General features: G+C 61.5%; 22 protein-coding genes. 13 read left to right on the forward strand and 9 right to left on the reverse strand.

What is annotated here, in order from left to right; genetic code table 11:
* The first annotated feature begins 8 nt into the window (after positions 1-8).
* Entirely contained in the window at positions 9-3,497 is a 3,489-nt protein-coding gene (gene mfd / locus ACX3P0_RS06895; RefSeq protein WP_459087480.1) for a transcription-repair coupling factor, read from the forward strand.
* 94 nt (positions 3,498-3,591) lie between these two features.
* Positions 3,592-4,305 carry a hypothetical protein gene (locus ACX3P0_RS06900; RefSeq protein ID WP_459087482.1) on the forward strand — a complete coding sequence of 238 codons (714 nt, stop codon included), beginning with the start codon at positions 3,592-3,594 and terminating at the stop codon, positions 4,303-4,305.
* Between the two features lie 61 nt (positions 4,306-4,366).
* Here the strand turns inward: ACX3P0_RS06900 and ACX3P0_RS06905 are convergent, their stop codons facing one another.
* Complete coding sequence (locus tag ACX3P0_RS06905; protein ID WP_459087484.1) at positions 4,367-5,044, reverse strand: DsbA family oxidoreductase; 678 nt, start codon at positions 5,042-5,044, stop codon at positions 4,367-4,369.
* 257 nt (positions 5,045-5,301) lie between these two features.
* On the reverse strand, positions 5,302-7,116 hold the full coding sequence (locus tag ACX3P0_RS06910) for an extracellular solute-binding protein (RefSeq protein WP_459087867.1): 1,815 nt from the start codon (positions 7,114-7,116) through the stop codon (positions 5,302-5,304).
* A gap of 246 nt (positions 7,117-7,362) precedes the next feature.
* On the opposite strand from ACX3P0_RS06910, the gene ACX3P0_RS06915 reads away from it, so the two are divergent.
* A complete protein-coding gene (locus tag ACX3P0_RS06915) occupies positions 7,363-7,989 on the forward strand; it encodes an invasion associated locus B family protein (RefSeq protein WP_459087485.1) in 627 nt (208 codons plus the stop codon).
* Positions 7,990-8,342: 353 nt separating this feature from the next.
* On the opposite strand, the gene rpsI is transcribed toward ACX3P0_RS06915, so the two are convergent.
* The 3 genes from rpsI to ACX3P0_RS06930 form a co-directional block, all read right to left on the reverse strand.
* The gene (gene rpsI, locus ACX3P0_RS06920) at positions 8,343-8,825 is read right to left on the reverse strand and encodes a 30S ribosomal protein S9 (RefSeq protein ID WP_459079715.1); all 483 of its coding nucleotides are present in this window, start codon (positions 8,823-8,825) and stop codon (positions 8,343-8,345) included.
* Position 8,826: 1 nt separating this feature from the next.
* On the reverse strand, positions 8,827-9,291 hold the full coding sequence (gene rplM / locus ACX3P0_RS06925) for a 50S ribosomal protein L13 (protein ID WP_459079716.1): 465 nt from the start codon (positions 9,289-9,291) through the stop codon (positions 8,827-8,829).
* 254 nt (positions 9,292-9,545) lie between these two features.
* Complete coding sequence (locus tag ACX3P0_RS06930) at positions 9,546-9,992, reverse strand: PaaI family thioesterase (protein ID WP_459087487.1); 447 nt, start codon at positions 9,990-9,992, stop codon at positions 9,546-9,548.
* A gap of 153 nt (positions 9,993-10,145) precedes the next feature.
* Between ACX3P0_RS06930 and ACX3P0_RS06935 the strand changes: the two genes are divergently transcribed.
* The 10 genes from ACX3P0_RS06935 to hupB all read left to right on the forward strand — a co-directional run bounded on the left by ACX3P0_RS06935 (position 10,146) and on the right by hupB (position 20,466).
* On the forward strand, positions 10,146-10,976 hold the full coding sequence (locus ACX3P0_RS06935; protein ID WP_459087488.1) for an enoyl-CoA hydratase: 831 nt from the start codon (positions 10,146-10,148) through the stop codon (positions 10,974-10,976).
* Positions 10,977-10,980: 4 nt separating this feature from the next.
* Entirely contained in the window at positions 10,981-11,400 is a 420-nt protein-coding gene (locus tag ACX3P0_RS06940; protein WP_459079720.1) for a VOC family protein, read from the forward strand.
* The gene (locus ACX3P0_RS06945; protein WP_459087490.1) at positions 11,397-11,918 is read left to right on the forward strand and encodes a CoA-binding protein; all 522 of its coding nucleotides are present in this window, start codon (positions 11,397-11,399) and stop codon (positions 11,916-11,918) included. Before ACX3P0_RS06940 ends, ACX3P0_RS06945 begins: the two co-directional genes overlap by 4 nt.
* A gap of 147 nt (positions 11,919-12,065) precedes the next feature.
* Positions 12,066-13,349, forward strand: a complete 1,284-nt coding sequence (locus ACX3P0_RS06950) for an O-acetylhomoserine aminocarboxypropyltransferase (protein WP_459087492.1) — start codon at positions 12,066-12,068, stop codon at positions 13,347-13,349.
* Between the two features lie 39 nt (positions 13,350-13,388).
* Positions 13,389-13,736, forward strand: coding sequence for a cupin domain-containing protein (locus ACX3P0_RS06955; RefSeq protein ID WP_459087494.1), 348 nt, complete (start codon positions 13,389-13,391; stop codon positions 13,734-13,736).
* A 107-nt stretch (positions 13,737-13,843) separates the two neighbouring features.
* On the forward strand, positions 13,844-14,950 hold the full coding sequence (locus tag ACX3P0_RS06960) for an NAD(P)/FAD-dependent oxidoreductase (protein WP_459087496.1): 1,107 nt from the start codon (positions 13,844-13,846) through the stop codon (positions 14,948-14,950).
* 156 nt (positions 14,951-15,106) lie between these two features.
* Positions 15,107-15,736, forward strand: coding sequence for an ATP-dependent Clp protease proteolytic subunit (locus ACX3P0_RS06965; RefSeq protein ID WP_459079725.1), 630 nt, complete (start codon positions 15,107-15,109; stop codon positions 15,734-15,736).
* A gap of 311 nt (positions 15,737-16,047) precedes the next feature.
* The gene (gene clpX, locus ACX3P0_RS06970; RefSeq protein ID WP_459079726.1) at positions 16,048-17,325 is read left to right on the forward strand and encodes an ATP-dependent Clp protease ATP-binding subunit ClpX; all 1,278 of its coding nucleotides are present in this window, start codon (positions 16,048-16,050) and stop codon (positions 17,323-17,325) included.
* Between the two features lie 261 nt (positions 17,326-17,586).
* Complete coding sequence (lon, locus tag ACX3P0_RS06975) at positions 17,587-19,998, forward strand: endopeptidase La (RefSeq protein WP_459087498.1); 2,412 nt, start codon at positions 17,587-17,589, stop codon at positions 19,996-19,998.
* A gap of 195 nt (positions 19,999-20,193) precedes the next feature.
* Entirely contained in the window at positions 20,194-20,466 is a 273-nt protein-coding gene (gene hupB, locus ACX3P0_RS06980; protein WP_459079728.1) for a DNA-binding protein HupB, read from the forward strand.
* 103 nt (positions 20,467-20,569) lie between these two features.
* On the opposite strand, the gene ACX3P0_RS06985 is transcribed toward hupB, so the two are convergent.
* Genes ACX3P0_RS06985 through neuB form a run of 4 tightly spaced genes read right to left on the reverse strand, consistent with a single transcriptional unit; the run spans position 20,570 to position 24,821 of the window.
* Positions 20,570-22,030, reverse strand: a complete 1,461-nt coding sequence (locus tag ACX3P0_RS06985) for a DegT/DnrJ/EryC1/StrS family aminotransferase (protein ID WP_459087499.1) — start codon at positions 22,028-22,030, stop codon at positions 20,570-20,572.
* A 10-nt stretch (positions 22,031-22,040) separates the two neighbouring features.
* Positions 22,041-22,745 (reverse strand): NeuD/PglB/VioB family sugar acetyltransferase, encoded by a 705-nt coding sequence (locus tag ACX3P0_RS06990; protein ID WP_459087501.1) that lies wholly within the window; start codon positions 22,743-22,745, stop codon positions 22,041-22,043.
* Complete coding sequence (gene neuC, locus ACX3P0_RS06995) at positions 22,654-23,793, reverse strand: UDP-N-acetylglucosamine 2-epimerase (RefSeq protein ID WP_459087503.1); 1,140 nt, start codon at positions 23,791-23,793, stop codon at positions 22,654-22,656. Before neuC ends, ACX3P0_RS06990 begins: the two co-directional genes overlap by 92 nt.
* Positions 23,790-24,821, reverse strand: a complete 1,032-nt coding sequence (gene neuB, locus ACX3P0_RS07000; protein WP_459087504.1) for an N-acetylneuraminate synthase — start codon at positions 24,819-24,821, stop codon at positions 23,790-23,792. Before neuB ends, neuC begins: the two co-directional genes overlap by 4 nt.
* Positions 24,822-24,827: the final 6 nt, after the last annotated feature.

The raw sequence follows: 24,827 nt of genomic DNA on the forward strand, positions 1-24,827 counted from the left end.
GTGATTTCATGAGCCTGATCCCCAAAATCGGCCTGCCCAAGGGTGGCGCGGTCGAATCGATTGTCGATGGCGTCGCCGATGGCTACGAGGCCTTCGCGATTGTGCAGGCGGCCCATGAGATCGCGCCGGACAGGCCGGTGCTGTTCGTCGCGCGCGACGGCCAGCGGCTGCCTTCCATCGTCGAGGCGCTGAGCTTCGCCGCCCCCGGCCTGCCGGTGCTGGAACTGCCCGCCTGGGACTGCCTGCCCTACGATCGCGTCTCGCCGGGTTCCGATGCCGCCGCCCGCCGTCTGGACGCGTTGACGGCGATGATCGCGCTGGCGAAAAAGCCGCACCGCGCCGTCATCCTGACGACCGCCAACGCGCTGCTGCAACGCATTCCGCCGGCCGACCTGATCGAAGCACAGAATTTCCGCGCCAAACCCGGCAGCCAGGTCAACATGAACACGCTGGCGGCGCGGCTGGAAAATTCCGGCTTCGATCGTGTGCCGACGGTGCGCTCGATCGGCGAATTCGCGGTGCGCGGCGGCATTCTCGACCTGTTCGCGCCGGGCTGGACGGATGCGCTGCGGCTCGATTTCTTTGGCGATACGCTGGAATCCATCCGCGCCTTCGACCCTGCCAGCCAGCGCACCACCGGTCAGCGCAAGTCGATGTCGTTGCAGGCGATGAGCGAAGTGGCGCTTAACGCGGAAACCATCAGCCGCTTCCGCCGCGCCTATATCGAGGCGTTCGGCGCGCCGTCGCGCGATGACGGGCTTTATGCGGCGGTGACCGAGGGACGGCGTTTTGCCGGCATGGAACATTGGCTTCCGCTGTTTTACGAGCGGCTGGATACGGTGTTCGACTATCTGCCGGATACGCCGGTGATCTTCGACCATCTGGCGCATGAGGCGCTGGCGGAACGCCACACGCTGATCCTCGACCATTACGAATCGCGCAGCAAACTGGCCGATGGTGCGCTGAAGGATGCCGTGCCCTACAAGCCGGTGCCGCCGGATCTGATGTATCTGTCGCCGGAAAACCTGAAGGCAGCACTTGCCGGGCGCGAGTCGCTGGAATTCACGCCCTTTGCCGCCCCCGATGCCGGCAGCCGCAAGGTGTTCCATGCAGGCTCCCGCGCCGGCCGCAGCTTTGCCGAGGAGCGCGCCGATCCGAACGCCAACGTTTTCGACGTGGTGGTGCAGCATATTGGGCACGAGCGCGCGCAAAAGCGCCGCGTCATCGTTGCCGGCTGGACGGAAGGCTCGCTCGACCGTCTGGGCCAGATATTGGCCGAGCATCATCTCGAAAATCTGCACCAGGTCGCGACCCTTGCCGAGGCCGCAAAACTCGATGTCGGACAGGCCGCCCTTGCGGTGCTGCCGCTGGAAACCGGTTTTGAGACCGACGATCTGGTCGTCGTCGCCGAACAGGATATTCTGGGCGACCGCCTCATCCGCCGCTCCAAGCGCAAGAAGAAGGCGTCGGATTTCATTTCCGAGGCGGCGTCGCTGTCGGCGGGCGACATCGTCGTTCATGCCGACCACGGCATCGGTCGCTTCATCGGGTTAAAAACCATTCAGGTGGTCGGCGCGCCGCATGACTGCCTTGAAATCCACTATGCCGGCGACGACCGCCTGTTCCTGCCGGTGGAAAACATTGAGCTTCTGTCGCGCTACGGCTCGGATTTGGCCGAAGCGTCGCTCGACAGGCTGGGCGGCGGCGCTTGGCAGGCGCGCAAGGCGAAGCTGAAGAAGCGCCTGCTCGACATGGCGGGCGGACTGATCCGCATCGCCGCCGAGCGCCAGATGCGCGCGGCTCCTTCCATGGTGCCGGCCGAAGGGCTTTACGGCGAGTTCGCCGCGCGCTTCCCCTATGAGGAAACCGACGACCAGCAGACCGCGATCGATTCGGTGATGGACGATCTGGGCGCCGGCCGCCCGATGGACCGGCTGATCTGCGGCGACGTCGGTTTCGGCAAGACGGAAGTGGCGCTGCGCGCGGCCTTCATCGCTGCCATGGAAGGGTTCCAGGTCGCCGTGGTGGTGCCGACGACGCTGTTGTCGCGCCAGCATTTCAAGACGTTCACGCAGCGCTTTTCCGGCCTGCCGATCCGCGTCGCCCAGGCCTCGCGGCTGGTCGGCGCCAAGGAACTGGCGGAGACGAAAAAGGCCATCACTGAGGGCACCATCGACATTGTCGTCGGCACGCACGCGTTGCTCGGATCGTCGATTACCTTCAAGCGGCTTGGTTTGCTCATCATCGACGAGGAGCAGCACTTTGGCGTCAAGCACAAGGAACGGCTGAAGGAACTGAAGAGCGATGTGCATGTGCTGACGCTGTCGGCGACGCCGATCCCGCGTACGCTGCAACTGGCGCTGACGGGCGTGCGCGAACTGTCGCTGATCGCCACGCCTCCGGTGGACCGCATGGCGGTCAGGACCTTCATCTCGCCCTTCGATCCGCTGGTCATCCGCGAAACGCTGCTGCGCGAACGCTATCGCGGCGGACAGTCCTTTTATGTCGTGCCGCGCATCAGCGATCTGGCCGAAATTCATGATTTCCTGCGCGAATCCGTGCCGGAACTGAAGGTCGCCATCGCCAATGGCCAGATGCCGCCCGGCGAATTGGACGACATCATGAATGCCTTCTATGACGGCCAGTACGATGTGCTTTTGTCCACGACGATTGTCGAATCTGGCCTCGACATTCCGACCGCCAACACGCTGATTGTGCACCGTGCCGACATGTTCGGCCTGGCGCAGCTCTACCAGTTGCGCGGCCGCGTCGGCCGCTCGAAGGTCCGCGCCTATGCGCTGTTTTCGCTGCCGGCAAAGAAAAAGCTCACCGACACCGCCGAGCGCCGGCTGAAAGTGCTGCAATCGCTGGACACGCTGGGCGCGGGCTTCCAGCTTGCCAGCCACGACCTCGACATTCGCGGCGCGGGCAACCTTTTGGGCGAGGAACAGTCCGGCCACATCAAGGAAGTCGGCTTCGAGCTTTACCAGCAGATGCTGGAAGAGGCGGTCGCCGAGGTCAAGGATAATGGCGAGGAACTCGACACCGGCTGGTCGCCGCAGATCGCTGTCGGCACGGCGGTGATGATCCCGGAAAGCTATGTGCCCGACCTGCAGCTTCGGCTGGCCCTCTATCGCCGCCTTGGCGATCTCGAAAACACCGAGGAAATCGACGGTTTCGGAGCGGAACTGATCGACCGCTTCGGCCCGCTGCCGGAGGAAGTGAAGCACCTGTTGAAGATCGTCTTCATCAAGGCGCTGTGCCGCAAGGCCAATGTGGAAAAGCTGGACGCCGGGCCGAAGGGCGTCGTCATCCATTTTCGCGGGCGCGAATTTGCCGATCCGGTCAAGCTGGTGCGCTACATCAGCGAGCAAGGTTCGCTGGCCAAGATCAGGCAGGACCAGAGCGTGGTCTTCATCCGCGACTGGGCAACGCCGGAGAAGCGGCTGGCCGGTTCCGCCGTCATCATGACGCAACTGGCCAAACTGGCGGGGTGAGCGGGCGCGGCGGCCTGTTCTGGTTTGACTGCCCGAATTGCTCTAAGCATGCACATGCCGGTCGGGCATCCGGCCAAGGCTTGTGGAGCAACCAGTGCGCAACATCGATTTCAGTTCCTGGCACAGCGTGCTGATAACACTGATCGGCCTTGCTGCTATTACCCTCATCAGCATGGGCATTCGCGTGCTGATGATGTTCACGATCCAGCAGCGCCGCGAGCGCATGAACCGCCAGATCAACGAGCGCCTGCGCACGTTGATCGCGGCCTACAAGGTGCTGGGCGGGTCGTTCACCGGCGATCTGACCGTCGATCCGAGGCATATGCGCGACCTGCACCGGACAGAGCAGCCGCAGGACCAACCGGCCGACGAGGAAGCCGATGCCGGACAAACCGTGGCTCTTGCCGAGCCAGCACCGGGGAGCGGATCGGATCGGCCCCGCCGCATCCGCGACGCGGTCGAGGCGGCACTATCCGATATCATCCTGCTTGGGACGGAAGAGCAGGTGCGGCTTGCCGAGCGCGCCGCGCGCGACCTGGTCGCCGGCCGTCCCGTTCATACGCACGACCTCGTCGTTTCGCTGCGCAACTTCGTTCGCCAGGCGCTCGATCTCGCGCCGATCTCCGCCGATCTGTCCATTCCCATGCAAGGCCCGACCCGGCCTTCGGGCGCCAGCGCGCGCAAGGGCGGCGCGAAGGAGGGCGGTTCTGGACGAGGCGGCGGTGGAGGCGGCATGGGAGGTGGCGGTATGGGCGGTGGTTTTGGAGCGGGTAGCGACGACGCGTCCACTTCCGGCCATCGCACTTAGGCCGGCTGCGGAATGCGCAACTCGGCCTGACTCCCTCCCCCCGTTTACGGGGAGAAGGAAACTATTCCGCCTTCGCCAATTCTCCGTTCGCCTTCGCGGTCGCGACCTGCCTGATGGCGTCCGCCAGCGTCTGAGCGTCCTGCGCGCCCATCACCGCATATTTGCCTTCGAGCAGGAAGCAGGGAACACCGGTCACGCCCATGCGCGAAGCGGTGGCGATCTCGCCCTGCACGGCTTCGACATCGGCGTCGGTCGGCAGCAGCGTCTCGACTATCGCGGCGTCCATGCCGGCCTCGCGCGCCGCCTCGATTAGCACCGAAGCGTCGCCGAGATTTTTTCCCTCTTCGAAATTCAGTTGGAAAAGCCGCCGCACCAGCCGGTTCTGGATGGCCTCTCCGGCGGCCCCCGCCCAGCGGATGACGCGGTGCGCGTTGAGCGTATTGGGCGCGACCTTGATGGCGTCGAACGCGAAGAAAATACCTTCTGCAGCCCCCAGCGGCTCGATGCGGGCATGGATTTCGCGGATACGCTCGTCGCTGCCGAACTTGCCCAACATATATTCATGTCGGTCCTTGCCTTCGGACGGGATGGTCGGGTCCAACTGGAACGGCCGCCAGTTCACCTGCACCTCGATGCCGCTGTCCGCTATCGCCTTGTCGAGTCGCTTCTGGCCGATGAAACACCAGGGACAAACGACATCGGAAACCACGTCGACGGTGATGGAGTTGCCTTCGCTCATCGGACTGCTCCTTTCGGCTTCTGTCCAGGGCCTTTCCGGCCCGACTCCGGCTGGACGCCAATCCCGTCCCCGGCGTCATCCCGGAATGCTGGACGGCGCAGCCGGCCGGCATGTCCGGGACCCATGCCGTGACTTCACCAGCACGGCATGGATTCCCGACACTCTCCGCTCCCTCGGGTCGCTCACGAGGTCGGGAATGATGTGCAATATTGCGGCTTCCACCAACTTCGCTCACTCCAAGAAAGCACCGCTGCAATCTATGGCTTCTTCCACCATGTCGGCAACTGATATCCCGCAAGCGAAGTCTTTTGCGGGTGCGCCAGCGTGTTCCAATAGGCGATCCACTGCTCGTTATTGTGCTGCATCGGCACCATGTAATTGCCGGAAATCAAGAGCCGGTCCAGCACCCGCACCGCGGCGACGAAGTCCTCGTGGCTGCGCGCATTCAGCATGGCGTCGATGGCCGCGTCGATGGCCGGATCGGCAACGCCCGCCAGGTTGAACGAACCCTCGACGTTGGCCGAAGACGAGCCCCAGCGGCCGATCTGCTCGATGCCGGGCGACAGCGAATTGTTGAAGCCGGTGGAACCGACCAGCACGTCGAAGTCGAAACGCGTCTTGCGCGACTGGATCTCGTCGCCGTCAAGCGTGCGGATGGAAACGGCGATGCCGATCTTTTCCAGCGTGCGCTGGTAGATGGAGGCCAGCCGCACTTCGTCCTGTGACGAGGTCAGGATTTCAAAGCCGAAGGGCTGGCCTTTCGGATCGCGCATGGCGCCGTCCTTGAGCACATAGCCGGCGCTTCTGAACAGGTCGAACGCCGCCTTCAGCACTTTGCGGTCCTGCCCCGATCCGTCGGTGACGGGGGGGCCCCAAGTGCCGTCCAGAATGTCCACCGGCACGCGGCCAGGATAGGGCGCCAAAAGCGCCTTTTCCTTGTCCGTAGCCGGGTGGCCGAGCGCCGAAAGGTCCGAGCCCTGCCAGTAGCTCATGGTGCGCGTGTAGCGGCCGCCGAACATATTCCTGTTGGCCCATTCGAAATCGTAGAGCATGCCCAGCGCGCGGCGCACCACCGGGTCGGAGAATTTCTCCAGCCGCGTATTGAACAGGAAACCGGTGACCACCGGCGGAATGCCGTTCTGGAAAGTTTCGGCGATCACCCTGCCGTCGTGGAAGGCCGGGAAATCCATGCCGCGGTCGCGTTTAACCGGATCGCTCTGGGTATAGATGGCGCAGATGCCTTTCTTGAACGCCTCGAACATAGCGTTGGCGTTCATGAAATACTCGATGGTGATCTGGTCGTAATTGTCGAAGCCGCGCTTGGTGGGAATATCCTTGCCCCAGTAGTTCGGGTTGCGCTTGAACACGATGCGCTGGCCGGGTTCCACCTTCGCAACCGTGTAGGGGCCGCTGCCGATGATCGGCTTCAGCGTCGTTTTGTCGAATGTTTCCATGTCAAAGGCATGCTTGGGCAGGATCGGCGTCATGGCGATGATCAGCGGAAATTCGCGGTCGGCCTGGTCGTTGAAGGTAAAGCGCACCGAATGCTCGCCGGTCTTTTCCAGCTTGGCGACCTTCTTCATGCGGTTCGAATAAGGTGGGCGTCCCTTTTCGGTAAAGACATCATAGGTGAACAGCACATCGTCGGGCGTCACCGGTTCGCCGTCCGACCATTTTGCGTTCGGGTCGAGGTGGAATTCGATGGTCCGGCGGTCGTCGCTCATGTCGGCGCTGTCGGCCAGCAGCCCATAGAGCGAAAACGCCTCGTCGGCATTGCGCTGCATTAGCGGCTCGAACACCAGATTGCCGAAAATCGTGTCTATTATGCCGCGCGCGGTGGTGCGCAGGCTCTTGATGATGAACGGGTTGAGGTTGTCGAACGTGCCGACGACGCAGTAGGTGATCGCGCCGCCCTTGGGCGCATCCGGGTTTGCGTAGGTGAAATGCGTAAAATTTTCCGGCAGTTCCGGCTCGCCCTGCATGGCGATGGCATGTTTCGGCGCCGATGCCGCCGGCTGCGAAACGGCCAGCAGCGAAAGGGCTGCGGCCAGCCAGACAAGGGTGCGGCGCATGGCCATTTCGATCATACTGATGGATCCTGAGCGCAGGGTCGTTGATTCGGGCGGACAATACCATGGAGCGGCGGAACGTTCGGCCGGCGGCGATGCAAGAAATGCTTGCGGCGGGCTGGATTCATCCCGGCAGGGAGTGTAACACGCGGTCCAAAGTCATTCTGTTGCCTCATTTTAACAACAGGTAGCGGGGCTACGCGGCACGAAAATGGCGTCGCCGGGAACATTTGAGAGGAAATGCACCACATGACGAGCCTGAACACCACCGCGTACCGTCTTTCGATCATGGCCGCAGGCGTCGTCGGGTTTCTGGGCGCCGGGCTTTTCGCCTCCGTGGCGCAGGAACAGCAGATCCCGCAAGGTTGGTTCAAAGCCTGCACCAAGCAGGAAGACGTCGACATCTGCAACGTCCAGAACATCACCACCGCCAGCAACGGCCAGCTCATCACCGGCATCAGCATGATCGAACTGAAGGGTAAGGTAAACCGCAAGGTGTTCCAGGTCACCGTGCCGACCGGTCGTCTCGTGCCTCCCGGCGTCGGGCTGCAGATCGACGGCGGCAAGACGCAGAAGCTCGATTATGTGATCTGCTTCCCGGATCGCTGCGTGGCGGAGGTTCCGCTGACCGATGGCCTCGTCGCATCGTTCAAGAAGGGGTCCAACCTCACCTTGACCTCGGTCAATTTCCAGAATCAGCCCAATCCGATCAAGGTGGCGTTGACCGGCTTCAGCGCGGCCTATGACGGCCCGCCCATGAAGCAGTCCGACATCGAGGATCGCCAGAAGAAGTTGCAGGACTTCGTCGCCAAGAACAACGAGGATTTTGCCAAGAAGCTCAAGGAAGAGCAGGACAAGGCCAAGGCCGGCAACTGATCTTTTTCCGACTTCGCTGCGGCGAGGTTTATCCACCGAGATTGCAAACGGCCCCTTCGTGGGGCCGTTTTGCTGTCGTCTCCCGGCATTTCAAACCGGTCTGACGCCACATGCCCGGCATCATTCTTGCTCTCGTCGATCTCTACGCACACCCGAATCCGTCATTTCCGGCCTCGTGAAGGAGCGAAGCGACTGGAGAGTGTCGGGAATCCATGCCGCGACGTTGGTGAGGCAAGCCGGCTCCCGGCGGGCGATACCCGACCAGCCGATTCAGCCGCATACGAAAAAGGGCCGCATCGTTGCCGATGCAGCCCTTGATCCAATATCTCCCGGCACGAATGTCGGGGTAAAAATCAGCGCTTCGAGAACTGGAACGAGCGGCGAGCCTTGGCCCGGCCGTACTTCTTGCGCTCGACCACGCGGCTGTCGCGGGTCAGGAAGCCGCCCTTCTTGAGCACGGCGCGCAGCGTCGGCTCGTAGTAGGTCAGTGCCTTGGAGATGCCGTGGCGAACAGCGCCCGCCTGGCCGGAAAGGCCGCCGCCGATGACGGTGGCGACGATGTCGTACTGGCCGGCGCGGTTGGAAGCGACGATCGGCTGGTTGAGGATCATCTGCAGGACAGGGCGCGCGAAATAGGCCGCAAATTCCTTGCCGTTGACGATGATCTTGCCGGAGCCGGGCTTCACCCAGACGCGCGCGATGGCGTTCTTGCGCTTGCCGGTGGCATAGGCGCGGCCCAGCGTGTCGAGCTTCTGGACGTGGACGGGAGCAGCCGGCTGCGTATTTGTGTTGCCGGTCGCGGCGCCCAGTTCTGCGAGCGAGGAAAGCTCAGCCATATCAGGAGACCTTCTTGTTCTTGGAGTTCAGCGCGGCCACGTCGAGTACAGTGGGCTGCTGGGCGACGTGCGGATGTTCCGCGCCTGCATAGACGCGGAGGTTCTTCATCTGGCGACGGCCGAGCGGGCCGCGTGGGACCATGCGCTCAACGGCCTTTTCAAGAACGCGCTCAGGGAAACGTCCCTCGAGCAACTGGCGCGCTGTGCGCTCCTTGATGCCGCCGGGGTGGCCGGTGTGCCAGTAATAGACCTTGTCGGTGAATTTCTTGCCGGTGAACACGACCTTGTCGGCATTGATGACGACGACATTGTCGCCGTCGTCGACATGCGGGGTAAAGGTCGGCTTGTTCTTGCCACGCAGGATGTTGGCGATGATGGTGGCGACACGACCGACGACGAGACCCTCGGCGTCGATCAGCACCCACTTCTTCACCACGTCCGCAGGCTTCTGCGAAAAGGTTGTCATGGTTCGTTGCTTTCGTTTCGGACCTTGCCGCCCAAGGACGGGCCAGGGGACGGGAAGGCGTTTCTTGTTGCTTGGATTGGCGTAATGCGACCGCATCTCGCCAATAACAAAACGGCGGCCTTTGAGGACCGCTGTTTCGAGGAGGTTTATAGGGGAGGGCGATGAACGCGTCAATCGACATTGAGTATCGAAACGAAAGTAAAAACTGTTCAAAAACAAATAGATAGATTAGTGGTATTATTTTACCACAGTGTTTATCGCTTCGGCGGGATCGAGTACGTCCCGGTAGCGTGCGCGACCATGTGCCCGTCCGTTCCGGCGACGATGTCGATGTCGAACACCATCAGGCTTTTGCCCAGCTTCAGGATGCGGCAGCGGCCGTCGATGGGGCCGGCCTCTGCCTTGCGCATGAAATTGATGTTGAGGTTGACGGTGACCGACAGGGCGTCCGGCCCGGCATGCGACAAGACGCAGGCATAGCCGCCGATGTCGGCCAGCGTGAACAGCGACGGTCCCGAAACCGTGCCGCCCGGGCGCAGGTGCCGCTCCTCGGCATTGAGCCTGACGGTGCAGCCGCCGGGAAAGACCTCGACCGTCTCGTAGAACCTGCGGCCCTCATTAAGCTGCGGAAAGGCCGAATTCATCAATTCGTTGACTTCGGCGGCGGTGAGCACAGGAGTGAGAGCGCGTTGAACGGCCATGTATTTCCTCTTTTGCCCGCTTTATGAAGGGTTCGCCGTAGCCCTTGCAACAGTCTCGCGTCGCCACTGGGGTATTGGACTAGGCGATTTCGGGGTTTAGGTTCGGTCCTGGATAGCAATGCGCAGCCAGTCACACGCTCAACGGAGAAGAACATGGCCGAGATCGTCGCCCTCAAATCGAATGCGCCGAGCGCACCGGAAGGCCCGGTTCTGGCTTCGCTGGACAACGGCATCTTGCGGCTGACGCTCGCCAACCCGCCGGCAAATGCGCTTTCCATTGCCGTCATGGAAGCGCTGATCGAAGAATTCGAACGCGCGAAAGAAGACCATGCCGTTCGCGTTATCGTGCTGGGGGCTTCGGGAAAGGTGTTTTGCGCCGGCCACGACCTCAAGGAGTTGACGGCCCACCGCGCTGATGCCGATCGGGGCAGGGCCTTTTTCGAAAAGACCTTTGCCGTGTGCGGCGCGCTGATGCAGGCCATCGTGCGCAACCCCAAGCCGGTGATCGCCGAAATCGACGGGCTGGCCACGGCCGCGGGCCTGCAGATGGTGGCAAGCTGCGATCTGGCCATCTGCTCGCACGAATCGACCTTCTGCACGCCGGGCGTCCATATCGGTCTGTTCTGCTCGACGCCGATGGTGGCGCTGTCGCGCAACGCCTCGCGCAAGCAGGCGATGGAAATGCTCTTGACCGGCGAAACGATCGACGCAGCAACGGCCAGAGAGTTCGGCATCGTCAACCGCGCGGTGCCGCGCGAATATCTGAATCAGACTGTGATGAAATATGCGCAAACCATTGCTTCCAAATCACCTTTGACGCTCAAGATCGGCAAGGAGGCCTTTTACGAACAGATCGAGATGGGGTTTTCCGACGCTTACGCCTATACGGGCCGCGTCATGGTGGAAAACATGCTGGCGCGCGACGCCGAGGAGGGCATCGGCGCCTTCATCGGCAAGCGCTCGCCGGAATGGAAGGGGGAGTAAGGTGATGGAGCCGCGCATTTCCATCATCACCATTGCCGTCGAAGATCTCGATCGGGTGGCAAGCTTCTATGAAGCGATGGGGTTAACCCGCCATCGCATCAAGGACGGCGTCGCCTTCTTCCAGATGGGCGGAGCGATTCTCGCACTTTTTCCCCGAGCCGAGGCGGAAAAGGATGCGGGTGTGTCCTTTGGCGACGGTCCGTCGCGCGTCTATCTTGCCTACAATACAAGGTCGGACGAAGAGGTCGATCTTGTGCTCGCCCAGGCGCAAAAGGCTGGCGGCCGCATCGTCAAGCCGGCTGGCCGCGCCTTCTGGGGCGGCTGGTACGGCTATTTCGCCGACACGGAAGGCCATGTGTGGGAGGTCGCGCACAACCCCGATTTCCCCATCGACGCCGCTGGCAACATAGCCTTGCCCGCATGAACCACGACGCTTACGACAACGCCTATATCTCCGGCATCCTCACCTCGGTGAAGACCATCGCCATGGTCGGCGCGTCCGCCAACGACGTGCGCCCGAGTTTTTTCGTGCTGAAATACCTGCTCAGCAAAGGATTTTCGGTGTTTCCGGTCAATCCGGGCCACGCCGGCAAGGAAATCCTCGGCCGCATGACCTATGCGAGGCTGGCCGATATCCCCGAACCCATCGACATGGTCGACATTTTCCGTGCTTCGGCCGCCGTGCCGGGGATTGTCGATGAGGCGCTGGCGCTCGATCCGCTGCCGAAAGTCATCTGGATGCAGTTGACGGTACGCAGCGATGAGGCCGCCGCCAAAGCGGAGGCTGCCGGCATCAAGGTGGTGATGAACCGCTGCCCCAAGATCGAGTATGGCCGGCTTTCCGGCGAGATCGGCTGGAACGGTGTTAATTCCGGTGTCCTGTCGTCGAAGAAGCCGATCATGCGCAGCGGGTTTCAGAGTTTGGGCATTCGCCAGCGGTAGGTTGGAATATTATTCCAAAATATAACCGTTTCTCGATCCGTTTATTCCGCCACCCAAGGCGGTGAGGCATTTTCCCCTTTGCATTGATGGCCGCGCTCCTTCAAAGATGCTGCCGGCTTCACACACAGTCTTCTGGAGGGAATTTTCATGACACAACGCACGCCCGGTTTCGATACGCTTGCCGTACATGCTGGCGCAAAGCCCGATCCGGCAACCGGCGCGCGCGCCGTACCGATCTACCAGACCACGTCCTTCGTGTTCGAGAATGCCGACCACGCCGCCGCCCTGTTCGGCCTGAAACAATTCGGCAACATCTACACCCGCATCATGAACCCGACGCAGGCGGTGCTGGAAGAGCGCGTCGCAGCGCTTGAAGGCGGCACGGCGGCCCTTGCCACGGCGTCCGGCCAGGCGGCCCATCTGCTCGTCTTCCACACACTGCTGGAATCCGGTGATAATTTCGTTGCCGCCAGCAAGCTCTATGGCGGCACCATCAATGCGTTCGGCCATGCCTTCAAGAATTTCGGCTGGGAAGTGCGCTGGGCTGACGTCAACAATCCGGAGAGCTTCGAGAAGCAGATCGACGCCAAGACCAAGGCGATCCACATTGAGAGCCTTGCCAATCCGGGTGGTGAGTTCGTCGACATCAAGGCGATCGCCGCTATCGCGCACAAGCACGGCCTGCCGCTGATCGTCGATAACACGATGGCCTCGCCCTATCTGCTGCGCCCCTTCGAACATGGCGCCGACATCGTGGTGCATGCGGCGACGAAATTCATCGGCGGTCATGGCAATTCCATCGGCGGCATTATCGTCGACGGTGGCACCTTCGATTGGTCGAAGTCCGGCAAATATCCGATGCTGTCCACGCCGCGCCCGGAATATGGCGGCATGGTGCTGCACGAGACGTTCGGCAATTTCGCTTTCGCCATCGCGGCCCGCGTGCTTGGCTTGCGCGACCTCGGCCCGGCGATCTCGCCGTTCAACGCCTTCCTCATCGTCACCGGCCTGGAAACGCTGCCGCTGCGGATGCAGCGCCATTGCGACAACGCGCTGGCGGTTGCCGAATGGCTGGCAAAGCATCCAAAGGTTTCTTGGGTCTCCTATCCCGGCCTGAAGAGCGACAAGAACCATGCGCTGCAGCAGCAATATTCGCCAAAGGGCGCGGGCGCTGTGTTCACCTTCGGCCTCAAGGGTGGCTACGATTCGGGCATCAAGTTTGTCGAGGGGCTGGAACTGTTCTCGCACCTGGCCAATATCGGTGACACCAAATCGCTGGTCATCCACCCGGCTTCGACCACGCACCGCCAGCTTTCCGACGAACAGAAGACCGCCGCCGGTGCCGGGCCGGAAGTAGTTCGCCTGTCGGTCGGCATCGAGGATGTCGCCGACATCATCGCCGATCTCGAGCAGGCTCTGGCGAAGGCATAACGGCCATGGCATGGAAGGCTTTGCAGAACGGAGCCTTCCATGCCCGCTAATTTTTTGAAGATCACGACCGCCGGCGTCGAGCCTGAACTCGGAGCGCCGGCTGCGGATAGTCTGATTGCGGGCGATCCGAAATTCCGCACCTGGAGTACGGAGGAGCGCGACGGCGGCCTTTACGCCGGCATCTGGGAATCCACGCCCGGAAAATGGCGCATCGAGTATGACGAGTGGGAATTCTGCCACATCCTGTCCGGCGTCTCGATCGTCGCGGAAGAGGGCGGCGAGGCGCGCACCGTCAGGGCCGGCGACAGCTTCGTCCTGCGGCCCAGCTTCAAGGGAAGCTGGCAAGTGCTTGAAACGACCCGCAAGGAATACGTCATTAAACTATGAGGTTGGCGGCATGGTTGGGCCCCGCTGGATCAGCCGTTCTGCTTGGCCCCGACAGCCCCGCACCCTATGCTGAACGCAAAGCATGCCAAACCTCGGAGCATATCTGAATGAACGTGATTGTGGTGGGAGCCGGTATCGACGGCCTGGCGACGGCGTGGTCGCTGACCAAGGCCGGGCATCAGGTCTCGCTGGTCGAGCAGGGCGAGAAAATCCCCAACCCGCTGGCTGCCTCCGGCGACCATCACCGTATCATCCGCCGCGCCTATGGCTCGGCCGCCGGCTACGGACGGCTGATTACCGAAGCCTATGAAGCGTGGGACGAACTGTGGGCCGATCTCGGTGAAAGCCATCTCGACCCGCGTGGCTTCATGTGCGTTTCGCGCGAGGAGGGCGACGTAGCCGAGCAGTATCGCGACGGGCTGATTGCCGGCAACTTTCCGCTCGAGGTGTTGGAAACCGTTGCCGCCGTGAAGCGCTGGCCGTTCCTTGAAGCAGGAACCTTTCGCTATGCGTTTTTCTCGCCGGAAGGCGGGGCGCTGCATTGCAGGAAGATCGCCGCCGGACTGGTGAATTGGCTGCGGGCCAACGGCGCCAACATCTACGAGAGCAGCAAGGTAACGGAAGTCGATGCCGATGCCGGCCGCGTGACGCTGGAAGGAGGCGAAACCATGCAGGCCGACCGCATCGTGGTGACGGCCGGCGCGTGGGTGCTGAAACTGTTTCCGGAACTGGACGGTACGCTAAAGACGTACAGGACAGCCTTGGCCTATGTCGAGCCGCCGGCGGACCTGAAGGCGGCGTGGGAGGCGGCTCCCGTCATCCTCGATGTCGGCGGCATCACCGACGGCTACATGATCCCACCTTCCGGCGGGGCCGGCATGAAATTCGGTTCCGGGCTGCACAAGGTGGCGACCAGCGACGCCGACTGGAACCGCGAGCCGGTCGAAGGCGAAGGCGAGGCGATCCGCAACCTGTTTTCGCCGCCCATCGCGCGCATCGAAGAATACGCGGTAACGGAAGTGGTCACCTGCGCCTACACCTTCACGGCGGACGAAAAATTCCTGGCGCACGAGAAGGGAAAATGCCTGGTCATCTCGGCCTGCTCGGGCCACGGCTACAAGTTCGGCGCGGCGGTCGGGCGACGCGTGGCGGCGGCAGTTGGCGACGGAGATGTGGCCGGGCTGAAGCGCTGGCTGCGGGCGGAGGCGGTGTAACTGCCATTCCTTAACCGGAAACCTTAATGCGACTTAAGCGGACGGCCAGCGCTGTCGGCCTTGCACAAGGGTTAGCCGGTACCTTATCTACACAACAACGATCCAGTACGATTCCGGCCCATGGGGTGGAGTCCATACCGAAAGCAAGGGACAGGCATGAAAGACCCGATTGAAACCTACATGAACCTCGTCCCGATGGTGGTCGAACAGACCAACCGCGGCGAGCGCGCCTACGACATTTTCTCGCGCCTGCTGAAAGAGCGCATCATCTTCATCACCGGGCCGATCGAAGACGGCATGGCGTCGCTGGTCTGCGCGCAGCTTCTGTTCCTCGAGGCGGAAAACCCCAAGAAGGAAATCTCGCTCTACATCAATTCGCCGGGTGGTGTAGTGACTTCCGGCCTTGCGATGTACGACACCATGCAGTTCATCAAGCCGCCGGTGTCGACGCTGTGCGTCGGGCAGGCCATGTCGGCCGGTTCGCTGCTTTTGACGGCAGGGGCCAAGGACATGCGCTTTTCGACGCCGAATGCGCAGATCATGGTGCACCAGCCGTCGGGCGGCTATCAGGGCCAGGCGACCGACATCATGATCCACGCGCAGTTTACCGAGCGTCTGAAGCGCCGCCTGAACGAGATTTACGTCAAGCACACGGGTCAGGATTACGAGACGATTCACAACGCCATGGAACGCGACAACTTTCTGTCGACGGAGCAGGCGCTGGAACTCGGCCTGATCGACAAGGTGTTGACCTCGCGCGACGAAATCGATGGCGCAACCGCCTGATTTGCGGCTTCAAGGCCTCACGATGGCAGGAAGCCGCTGCTCCCGCGCTACTTTTGCGGGGATTTGCGGCATTTCGGCCACAATTGGCTGTTCCCACGGGGGCAGCGATTGCTTAACGTTAAGGCTCTGTTGAGTTTCGGCGGCTTAGCTTTCAATGGGGTCGCTGCGAATCAAGCGCTGCGTTTTCTGATGTGTGTTTCGTACGGAATGCGTTGTGTGGGCCAGGGACTGGCAGCGGCGTATTCCCGCGATAGATTGAGTACACGCCCTTTCAGCCGGACGATCGGCGGGCGCCATGAAAGGACTGGGAAATGAGCAAGGTCGGCAATAACGGCGGCGGTGATTCCAAGAACACCCTCTATTGCTCGTTCTGCGGCAAGAGCCAGCACGAGGTGCGCAAGCTGATCGCCGGTCCAACGGTGTTCATCTGCGACGAGTGTGTCGAACTGTGCATGGACATCATCCGCGAGGAGAACAAGACCTCGATGGTGAAGTCGCGCGAGGGCGTGCCGACACCGCAGGAGATCCTGAAGGTTCTCGACGATTACGTGATCGGCCAACCTTACGCCAAGCGCGTTTTGTCGGTGGCCGTCCACAACCACTACAAGCGCCTGGCGCATGCCTCCAAGAGCGCCGACGTTGAACTGGCGAAGTCGAACATCCTTTTGATCGGCCCGACCGGCTGCGGCAAGACGCTGCTTGCGCAGACGCTCGCCCGCATCATCGACGTGCCGTTCACCATGGCGGACGCCACGACGCTGACCGAGGCCGGTTATGTCGGCGAGGATGTCGAGAACATCATCCTGAAGCTTCTGCAGTCGGCCGACTACAATGTGGAACGCGCGCAGCGCGGCATCGTCTACATCGACGAGATCGATAAGATTTCGCGCAAGTCCGACAACCCGTCCATCACCCGCGACGTATCGGGCGAGGGCGTGCAGCAGGCGCTGTTGAAGATCATGGAAGGCACCGTCGCCTCCGTGCCGCCGCAGGGCGGCAGGAAGCATCCGCAGCAGGAATTCCTGCAGGTCGATACCGCCAACATCCTGTTCATCTGCGGCGGCGCTTTCTCCGGGCTGGACAAGATCATCTCGGATCGCGGCCGCAAGACCTCGATCGGCTTTTCCGCGACGGTCGCCTCGCCGGAAGACAGGCGCAGCGGCGAAGTCTTCCGTCTGGTCGAGCCGGAGGATTTGCTGAAATTCGGCCTGATCCCGGAATTCGTCGGCCGTCTGCCGGTGCTGGCGACGCTGGAGGATTTGGACGAGCCGGCGCTGATCGAGATTCTGACCGAGCCGAAGAATGCGCTGGTCAAGCAGTACCAGCGCCTGTTCGAGATGGAGAGCGTCGACCTGACCTTCCACGAGAACGCCCTGTCGGCCATCGCCAAGCGCGCCATCGAGCGCAAGACCGGCGCACGCGGCCTGCGTTCGATCATGGAAGCGATCCTGCTCGATACCATGTTCGAACTGCCCGCACTCGAAGGCGTGCGCGAAGTGGTGATTTCCGAGGAAGTGGTGACGGGCAGCGCACGGCCGCTCTACATCTATTCCGACAACAAGGAAAAGAAGGGCAATGTCAGCGCCTGATACGGCGGGCATGTAGTGAAAAACAAAACGGCGCCGCGAGGCGCCGTTTTGGTGTTCGGGTTGCCATATGGGTAATTGGAGGCCGTGAAGATCAACCCTTGATCTTTGCCGGCTGTACCTCCAACTAACGGGGGAAGGCCAAAGGCTCGCATTCTGTGCTGATGAAATCCCCTGCAATGGGTAATAGGCGGAACGATCCCCGGTCGTTAATATGAGATTCGCGGTTGGCCGATTGGCGACCACGATAAGAAAGGTTGGACAATGGCCAAACAAGCCAAGCCTGTCACGGACGGCGTCTTCGCGGTCCTCCCGCTGCGCGACATCGTGGTGTTTCCGCACATGATCGTCCCGCTCTTTGTGGGCCGTGAAAAGTCGATCAAGGCGCTGGAAGAGGTGATGGGGCAGGAAAAGCAGATCCTGCTTGCCACCCAGATGAATGCCGCTGACGACGATCCGGAGGCTTCCGCGATCTTCGACATCGGCACGCTCGCCAATGTGCTTCAATTGCTGAAATTGCCGGACGGTACCGTCAAGGTGCTGGTCGAGGGTGCCACGCGCGCCAAGATTACGTCGTTCACCGATCGTACCGATTTTCACGAGGCAGCCGCCAGCCTGCTGGTCGAGCCGGAGGAAGAAGAGGTCGAGGTGGAAGCGCTGGCGCGTTCTGTCGTCACCGACTTCGAAAACTACGTCAAGCTGAACAAGAAGATTTCGCCGGAAGTGGTGGGCGCCGCCAGCCAGATCGACGACTATTCCAAGCTTGCCGATACGGTCGCTTCGCATCTGGCCATCAAGATCCCCGAAAAGCAGGAAATGCTTGCCACGCTGTCCGTCAAGGAGCGGCTGGAAAAGGCGATGGGCTTCATGGAAGCCGAAATCTCCGTCCTGCAGGTGGAGAAGCGCATCCGCTCGCGTGTAAAACGCCAGATGGAGAAGACGCAGCGCGAATACTACCTCAACGAGCAGATGAAGGCGATCCAGAAGGAACTCGGCGAGGGTGAAGACGGCCGCGACGAGGCCGCCGAGATCGAGGCGCGCATCAAGAAGACCAAGCTTTCCAAGGAGGCCCGCGAGAAGGCGGACGCCGAGTTGAAGAAGCTTAAGACGATGTCGCCCATGTCGGCCGAATCCACGGTCGTGCGCAATTATCTCGATTGGCTGCTGTCTATACCGTGGGGCAAGAACTCCAAGGTCAGCAAGGACCTGAATTTCTCGCAGCAGGTGCTCGATACCGATCATTACGGCCTCGACAAGGTCAAGGACCGTATCGTCGAGTACCTGGCCGTGCAGAGCCGCCAGAAGAAGCTGAAGGGCCCGATCCTGTGCCTCGTCGGCCCTCCCGGCGTCGGCAAGACCTCGCTCGGCAAGTCGATCGCCAAGGCGACCGGCCGCGAGTTCATCCGCATGGCGCTGGGCGGCGTGCGCGACGAGGCCGAGATCAGGGGCCATCGGCGCACCTATATCGGCTCGATGCCCGGCAAGGTCATCCAGTCGATGAAGAAGGCGAAGAAATCCAACCCGCTCTTCCTGCTCGATGAGATCGACAAGATGGGCCAGGATTTCCGTGGCGATCCTTCGTCGGCGCTGCTCGAAGTGCTCGATCCGGAACAGAACTCGACGTTCATGGATCACTATCTCGAGGTCGAATACGATTTGTCGAGCGTGATGTTCGTGACGACGGCGAATACGCTGAATATCCCGGCGCCCTTGATGGACCGCATGGAGATCATCCGTATCGCCGGCTATACCGAGGACGAGAAGATCGAGATCGCCAAGCGGCACCTGATGCCGAAGGTGATGCGCGATCACGCCTTGCAGGCCAAGGAGTTTTCGGTCAGCGAGGACGCGATCCGCGCCATCATCCAGACCTACACCCGTGAAGCGGGCGTGCGCAGTCTGGAGCGCGACCTGATGAAACTTGCCCGCAAGGCGGTGACGGACATCATCAAGACCAAGAAGAAGTCCATTGCGGTGACGGCGGAGAACCTTGCCGACTATCTCGGCGTCTCGCGTTATCGTTTCGGCCAGGTCGAGACCGACGATCAGGTCGGTGTCGTCACCGGCCTGGCATGGACCGAGGTCGGCGGCGAATTGCTGACGATCGAAGGCGTCATGATGCCGGGCAAAGGCCGCATGACGGTAACCGGCAACCTGAAGGACGTGATGAAGGAATCGATTTCTGCGGCGGCGTCTTATGTCCGCTCGCGGGCTGTCGATTTCGGCGTCGAGCCGCCACTGTTCGACAAGCGCGACATCCATGTCCACGTACCGGAAGGGGCAACTCCCAAGGACGGTCCGTCGGCGGGCGTCGCCATGGCGACCGCGATCGTCTCCATCCTGACCGGCATTCCGGTCCGGGCGGATATCGCCATGACGGGCGAAATCACGCTGCGCGGCAGGATCCTGCCGATCGGCGGCCTCAAGGAGAAGCTGCTGGCGGCACTGCGCGGCGGCATCAAGACGGTGCTCATTCCGGAGGACAACGCCAAGGATTTGGCGGAGATACCGGACAATGTGAAAAACGGCATGGAGATCATTCCGGTGGCCAGGGTAGGCGAGGTGCTTCGCCACGCGCTGGTGCGGATGCCGGAGCCGATCGAGTGGGTGGAACCGGTCGGTATGCCGGCCGTGGCAGACACCGAGGATGAGGCCGCGAAATCGCTCTCGCACTGAACTTTGCAGAGTGTGCGGTGCACAATGGGAAAGCCGGGCCTCGTGTCCGGCTTTTTCATGTGAAAAACCTATAAAAACATGGGATTTTTCGAAATTTTCCGGGTAAGCCAGCTTGGTTGCGGGAACGCTTCTTTCTAAAGTCCGTTTCCTGCCGGTTGAGTCGCTTGTCCGGTTTTCTCATGGAAGGGAATTTTTATGAACAAGAACGAACTGGTGTCTGCTGTCGCCGACGCCGCGAGTATTTCGAAGGGCGACGCGCAGTCCGCTGTTGATGCGGTATTTGCCACCATCACGGGCGAACTGAAGAAGGGCGGAGACGTCCGGCTTGTCGGATTCGGAAATTTCACCGTGTCAGCCCGTGCGGCATCGACGGGTCGTAACCCGCAGACTGGTGCGGAAGTACAGATTCCGGCCCGCACCGTGCCGAAATTCTCGGCCGGCAAGGGTCTCAAGGATGCGGTCAACTAACGCATCTGACCTTTATCCATAGGGAGGAGCCGGGCATGCCCGGCTTTTTCTTTTGGGGCAGATCGTCGTTCGTCCCTCGCGACGGAATCGGGGCCTGCCGGTTCTAAACCTTGCGGATCGCGTCCACGACGCGGGAGATTTGCGCTTCCGACATATTGGAGCCGGACGGCAGGCACAGGCCGCGTTCGAACAGGTCGTCGGAAACCGACAGGTTGGAATGCGGGTAATAAGACAAGCCTGCAAAGATCGGTTGCAGATGCATGGGCTTCCATACCGGCCTCGCCTCGATGAACTCGCCGAACAACCGCTGGATAATCGCCTTGCTGGTGATGCCGGCAGTTCCTGGCCTGACGGCGCAGGCCGATAGCCAATGGGTCGAGTAACTCCAGTCGGGCTCCGGCATCCATTCAATCCAATCGCAGGCAGCGAGTTCCGATTTGTAGGTTTCAAACACTGCCCGTCGCGCCGCAACCCTGTCATCGAGAACGCGCAACTGCCCGCGGCCGATGCCGGCCAGGATATTGCTCATGCGGTAGTTATAGCCGATGGTCGAGTGCTGGTAATGGGGCGCGGGATCGCGCGCCTGTGTCGACAGGAAGCGGGCTCTGTCGGCAAACGCCGCCTCCTCGGTGATCAGCATGCCACCGCCGGATGTGGTGATGATCTTGTTGCCGTTGAAAGAGTAGATTCCGATGCGCCCGAACGTACCGGACGCCTTTCCCTTGTACTGGGCGCCGAGGGATTCGGCGGCATCCTCGATGACGGGTACACCAAAACTGTCGCATAGCGCCATGATGGGATCCATGTCCGCGCTTTGCCCGTAAAGCGAAACCACGATGACCGCCTTGGGAAGCTTTCCCTCCCGTTTTGCGTTCTCGAGCGCGTGCTCAAGCGCGACAGGCGACATGTTCCAGCTCTGTGGCTCGGAATCGATGAATACGGGCACCGCACCCTGAAACAGGATGGGGCTGACACTGGCAATGAACGTCAAGGTCGAGCAGAAGACCCGATCTCCCGTGCCGACCTCCAGCAGGCGCAACGCCAGATGAATTGCCGCTGTTCCCGAATTCAGGGCGACCGCGTGGCCGACGCCGACATTCTCGGCAAGTTCTCGTTCAAACGCGTCCACATTCGGGCCGATCGGCGCGATCCAGTTTGTGCGAAACGCCTCCTCGACGAATTCGAGTTCCGTCGAACCCATGTGAGGCGTCGACAGCAACACCTGCTCGTCGAGTCTCGCGCGCTCGAAAAGGGCTACCGCGCGGCCGGCACCGTCGATGACCGGCAGATGGTTGATCTTGAAGCGCTGCATCAGGTCGAAGGCGGCCCGGCGCGTATGATCGGGGGACAAGGTGATCGAGGCGACTTTTGGCAAGATTTCCAGCCTGTCGTCCAACTCCGATCCATTCAGCATCAGGCGGCGAAGGTCGCCGTCGGTGATGGTGCGCTCGAAGGAGCCGTCCGGCTCGATGAGCAGGAGTATGCCGGCAGCGGATAGGTCGAGGACTGCCAGGGCTTCGCGCACTGTCGACGAACGGGAAATGCTGATTGTCGAGATATCCAACTTGGCTTTCCTATCGTATTCTCCGGGCCGGGACGCCGACATACACGGCGTCGGCCGGCACATCTTCAAGCACCACAGCACCCGCACCCACGACGGCATTTTCGCCGATCGTCACCCCCGGCAATATGTTTGCGCCGGCACCCAGGAGAACACCGCTGCCAATCCGGGTAGCGCCGCCGATCGTCACCTCCGGACCGATATGGGTGAAATCGCCGACTTCGACCTCATGATCGACAATGGCGCCATGATTGACAATGCAGGATCGCCCGATCCGGCATTTGGGCGCGAGGATAGCCCCGGCGGCAACGAAGGCGCCAGCACCCAGATCGGCGCTTTCAGCTATGACGGATCGAGGGTGGACGATCGTGACGGCCTGCCCGGAAGCTTCACTGATTTCAGTGAACAGCCTCCGGCGCACATCATTGCGCCCGATGCAGACATGAAACCCGCAGCCTGAAAGCCTCGCAACGTCGAGCAGAGTGATGCGGTGGCCCAGGATTTCCCGGCCAATTTGGTGCTGGTCCTCGCTGCAAACGACAATCCGCCCGCTTCGCGCTGTTGAAAGCGACAAGGCGTCGAGCACCACCAGGGCATGGCCGCCCGCTCCCACGAGCGTGATAGGTTCAGTAGGCATTGATTTTCCTGGGTGCTCCGTTTCCAAGCGCCAGTTGCTCCAGCGTCGACACGATGCGGGCACCGCTTTGGCCGTCGCCATAGATGTTGATCGGCGCTTGCCGACCGCGCGCCAGCGCCAGTTTCAGCGCGGCCGTGATCGCGTCCGGTACCAGTTCGGCATCGATGACGTTCCGGTTGCGTTGCCGCAAGTTTTGGCGAGCGCCGATATTGACCACGTTGGTGCCGAAAGATGCGGCTTCGATGATGCCGCTGCTCGAATTCCCGATGAGCATGTCGGCGCTCCCGAGCAGCGACAGATACTCGTTGCGCGGAATATGGGTCACCAGCCGGATAGTGTCGCGCGCGGCGTGTTCTTCCAGTATGGCGAGAATCTCGGCGCTTCCTCCGTCAGAGTTGGGCCGCAATGCAAGTACCTGGACCCCTTCCTTTGCAAGTGCATCGAGAATCGATCCGGTCGCGGCTTTCGCCTGCCTCGATTCCTCCGGAACCGGGTGGAACAAGAACAGCGCGAGGCGTTTTTCTGGATCAAGACCGTATTTCGAGAACAACGGCGCAGGGTCGACATTTGCCACTTCCCGAATGCCGTCCAGCCCCGGCGCGCCGACAACGGTGACAGTGTCCGGTTGCTCGCCCATTCGGATCAGACGGTCGCGGCTTTCTTCGGTCGCAACGAAATGGAAGTTCGAAAGCTTGGAGATGGCGTGGCGGACAGGCTCGTCGACGGTGCCCGAACGCTCGCCGCCATGGATATGGGCGATCGGGATATTGAGGTGAATCGCAGCCAGCGCGCCCGCCAGCATCTCGCCACGGTCGCCCAGCAGCAGCACGATATCGGGTTGCGCCTGCTCGAAAGCGTCCACGAAACCCATGGTCATGCGACCGATATTGCGCGCCGTCCGAGCGCCGCTGGGGTGGCCTTGCTCGACCTCGACACGCACTGCAACCGGAAGCCCCGAACGTTCGATTTCGTCTACGGTAAAGCCATAGGCCGGATCGAGATGCATTCCGGTGACGACGACAACCAACTCCATCTTTTCGCTCGCCTGAAGCAACTTCAGGGTCGATTGCATCAGGCCAAAATCGGCCCTCGTTCCGGTGACATAGGCGACGCGGCGTTTGGCCCTCATTGAAGGTCCGTCCAGTCTAGCGTTTCGCCAGCAGGGATAGTCCGTGCCGCACGTCGCCCATAAACGTCCTGGAGATTGCGTGGCGCGATGCCCGTGCCTGGCCGCAGGAGTGCCACGTCGCACGGCTCAATCACCGATCCGCTTGGGATCTCCCGCAGGCTGGTGACGCTTCGGCGCACCAGGTCGCGAACCGGCAGTTCGGACGGCGAGGGCGCTTTTACGCCGTCGCCAAGCGCGACCTCCACCTCCCGTATGGCGGCGACCAGGGCGGCAAGCTCATGTGGGGCCATCGAGGCTGCATGGTCGGGTCCGGGAAGTGTTTTGTCCAAGGTGAAATGCTTTTCGATGACGACCGCACCCATAGCCACGGCGGCGGTCGCAACCGTGCCGCCCAGAGTATGATCCGAATAGCCAACAGGGACGCCGAGAGCCTTTCCCATCGTCAGCATGGCGTTGAGGTTCACGTCCGCGACGGCTGTCGGATAGTTCGACGTACAATGCAGGACTGTCACGATCTGGTTGAGAGGCTCGACGAACCCGGCAGCGCGCCGCGTTTCCTCGACGACGTGCACCGCCTCGACCACCTCGTCGAGCGTCGCCATGCCCGTCGAAATGATAAGCGGCAGGTTCTTGCTCGCCATATAGCTCAGGAACGGGGTGTTCGTGAGTTCGCCGGACGGGATCTTGATGCGTTTGATCCCGACCGAAATAAGCAGATCGAGCGCCTCTTCGTCGAAGGCCGTGGACATGAACTCGATGCCGAGTTGCTCGCATCGGCGTGCAAGCGCCACATGCAGCTTTTCCGGCATCTCAAGCGCCTTGAGCATGGCATGCTGATCGCCCGAGCCGGTCGACTTCTTTTGATACTCCGCCTTTTGCGCGCCGCGCCGCACCAGTTTGTCGGCTGAAAAGGTCTGGAATTTTACGGCATCCGCGCCGCTGGCGGCGGCCTTCTCGACAAGCCGGTGGGCCTTTTCCGCGTCGCCATTATGATTGACGCCGGCTTCTGCAATGATGAACGTGGACATTATTCA

Source organism: Mesorhizobium sp. A556 (genome assembly GCF_054489545.1).

Bases quoted from the DNA above. Each gene is read 5' to 3' on its own strand.
- mfd (WP_459087480.1), top strand. From the start codon at position 9: ATGAGCCTGATCCCCAAAATCGGCCTGCCCAAGGGTGGCGCGGTCGAA.
- ACX3P0_RS06905 (WP_459087484.1), bottom strand. From the start codon at position 5,044: ATGAGCGAAGGCAACTCCATCACCGTCGACGTGGTTTCCGATGTCGTT.
- ACX3P0_RS06910 (WP_459087867.1), bottom strand. From the start codon at position 7,116: ATGCGCCGCACCCTTGTCTGGCTGGCCGCAGCCCTTTCGCTGCTGGCC.
- ACX3P0_RS06915 (WP_459087485.1), top strand. From the start codon at position 7,363: ATGACGAGCCTGAACACCACCGCGTACCGTCTTTCGATCATGGCCGCA.
- rpsI (WP_459079715.1), bottom strand. From the start codon at position 8,825: ATGGCTGAGCTTTCCTCGCTCGCAGAACTGGGCGCCGCGACCGGCAAC.
- rplM (WP_459079716.1), bottom strand. From the start codon at position 9,291: ATGACAACCTTTTCGCAGAAGCCTGCGGACGTGGTGAAGAAGTGGGTG.
- ACX3P0_RS06930 (WP_459087487.1), bottom strand. From the start codon at position 9,992: ATGGCCGTTCAACGCGCTCTCACTCCTGTGCTCACCGCCGCCGAAGTC.
- ACX3P0_RS06935 (WP_459087488.1), top strand. From the start codon at position 10,146: ATGGCCGAGATCGTCGCCCTCAAATCGAATGCGCCGAGCGCACCGGAA.
- ACX3P0_RS06940 (WP_459079720.1), top strand. From the start codon at position 10,981: ATGGAGCCGCGCATTTCCATCATCACCATTGCCGTCGAAGATCTCGAT.
- ACX3P0_RS06945 (WP_459087490.1), top strand. From the start codon at position 11,397: ATGAACCACGACGCTTACGACAACGCCTATATCTCCGGCATCCTCACC.
- ACX3P0_RS06950 (WP_459087492.1), top strand. From the start codon at position 12,066: ATGACACAACGCACGCCCGGTTTCGATACGCTTGCCGTACATGCTGGC.
- ACX3P0_RS06955 (WP_459087494.1), top strand. From the start codon at position 13,389: ATGCCCGCTAATTTTTTGAAGATCACGACCGCCGGCGTCGAGCCTGAA.
- ACX3P0_RS06960 (WP_459087496.1), top strand. From the start codon at position 13,844: ATGAACGTGATTGTGGTGGGAGCCGGTATCGACGGCCTGGCGACGGCG.
- ACX3P0_RS06965 (WP_459079725.1), top strand. From the start codon at position 15,107: ATGAAAGACCCGATTGAAACCTACATGAACCTCGTCCCGATGGTGGTC.
- clpX (WP_459079726.1), top strand. From the start codon at position 16,048: ATGAGCAAGGTCGGCAATAACGGCGGCGGTGATTCCAAGAACACCCTC.
- lon (WP_459087498.1), top strand. From the start codon at position 17,587: ATGGCCAAACAAGCCAAGCCTGTCACGGACGGCGTCTTCGCGGTCCTC.
- hupB (WP_459079728.1), top strand. From the start codon at position 20,194: ATGAACAAGAACGAACTGGTGTCTGCTGTCGCCGACGCCGCGAGTATT.
- ACX3P0_RS06990 (WP_459087501.1), bottom strand. From the start codon at position 22,745: ATGGCGACGGCCAAAGCGGTGCCCGCATCGTGTCGACGCTGGAGCAAC.
- neuC (WP_459087503.1), bottom strand. From the start codon at position 23,793: ATGAGGGCCAAACGCCGCGTCGCCTATGTCACCGGAACGAGGGCCGAT.
- neuB (WP_459087504.1), bottom strand. From the start codon at position 24,821: ATGTCCACGTTCATCATTGCAGAAGCCGGCGTCAATCATAATGGCGAC.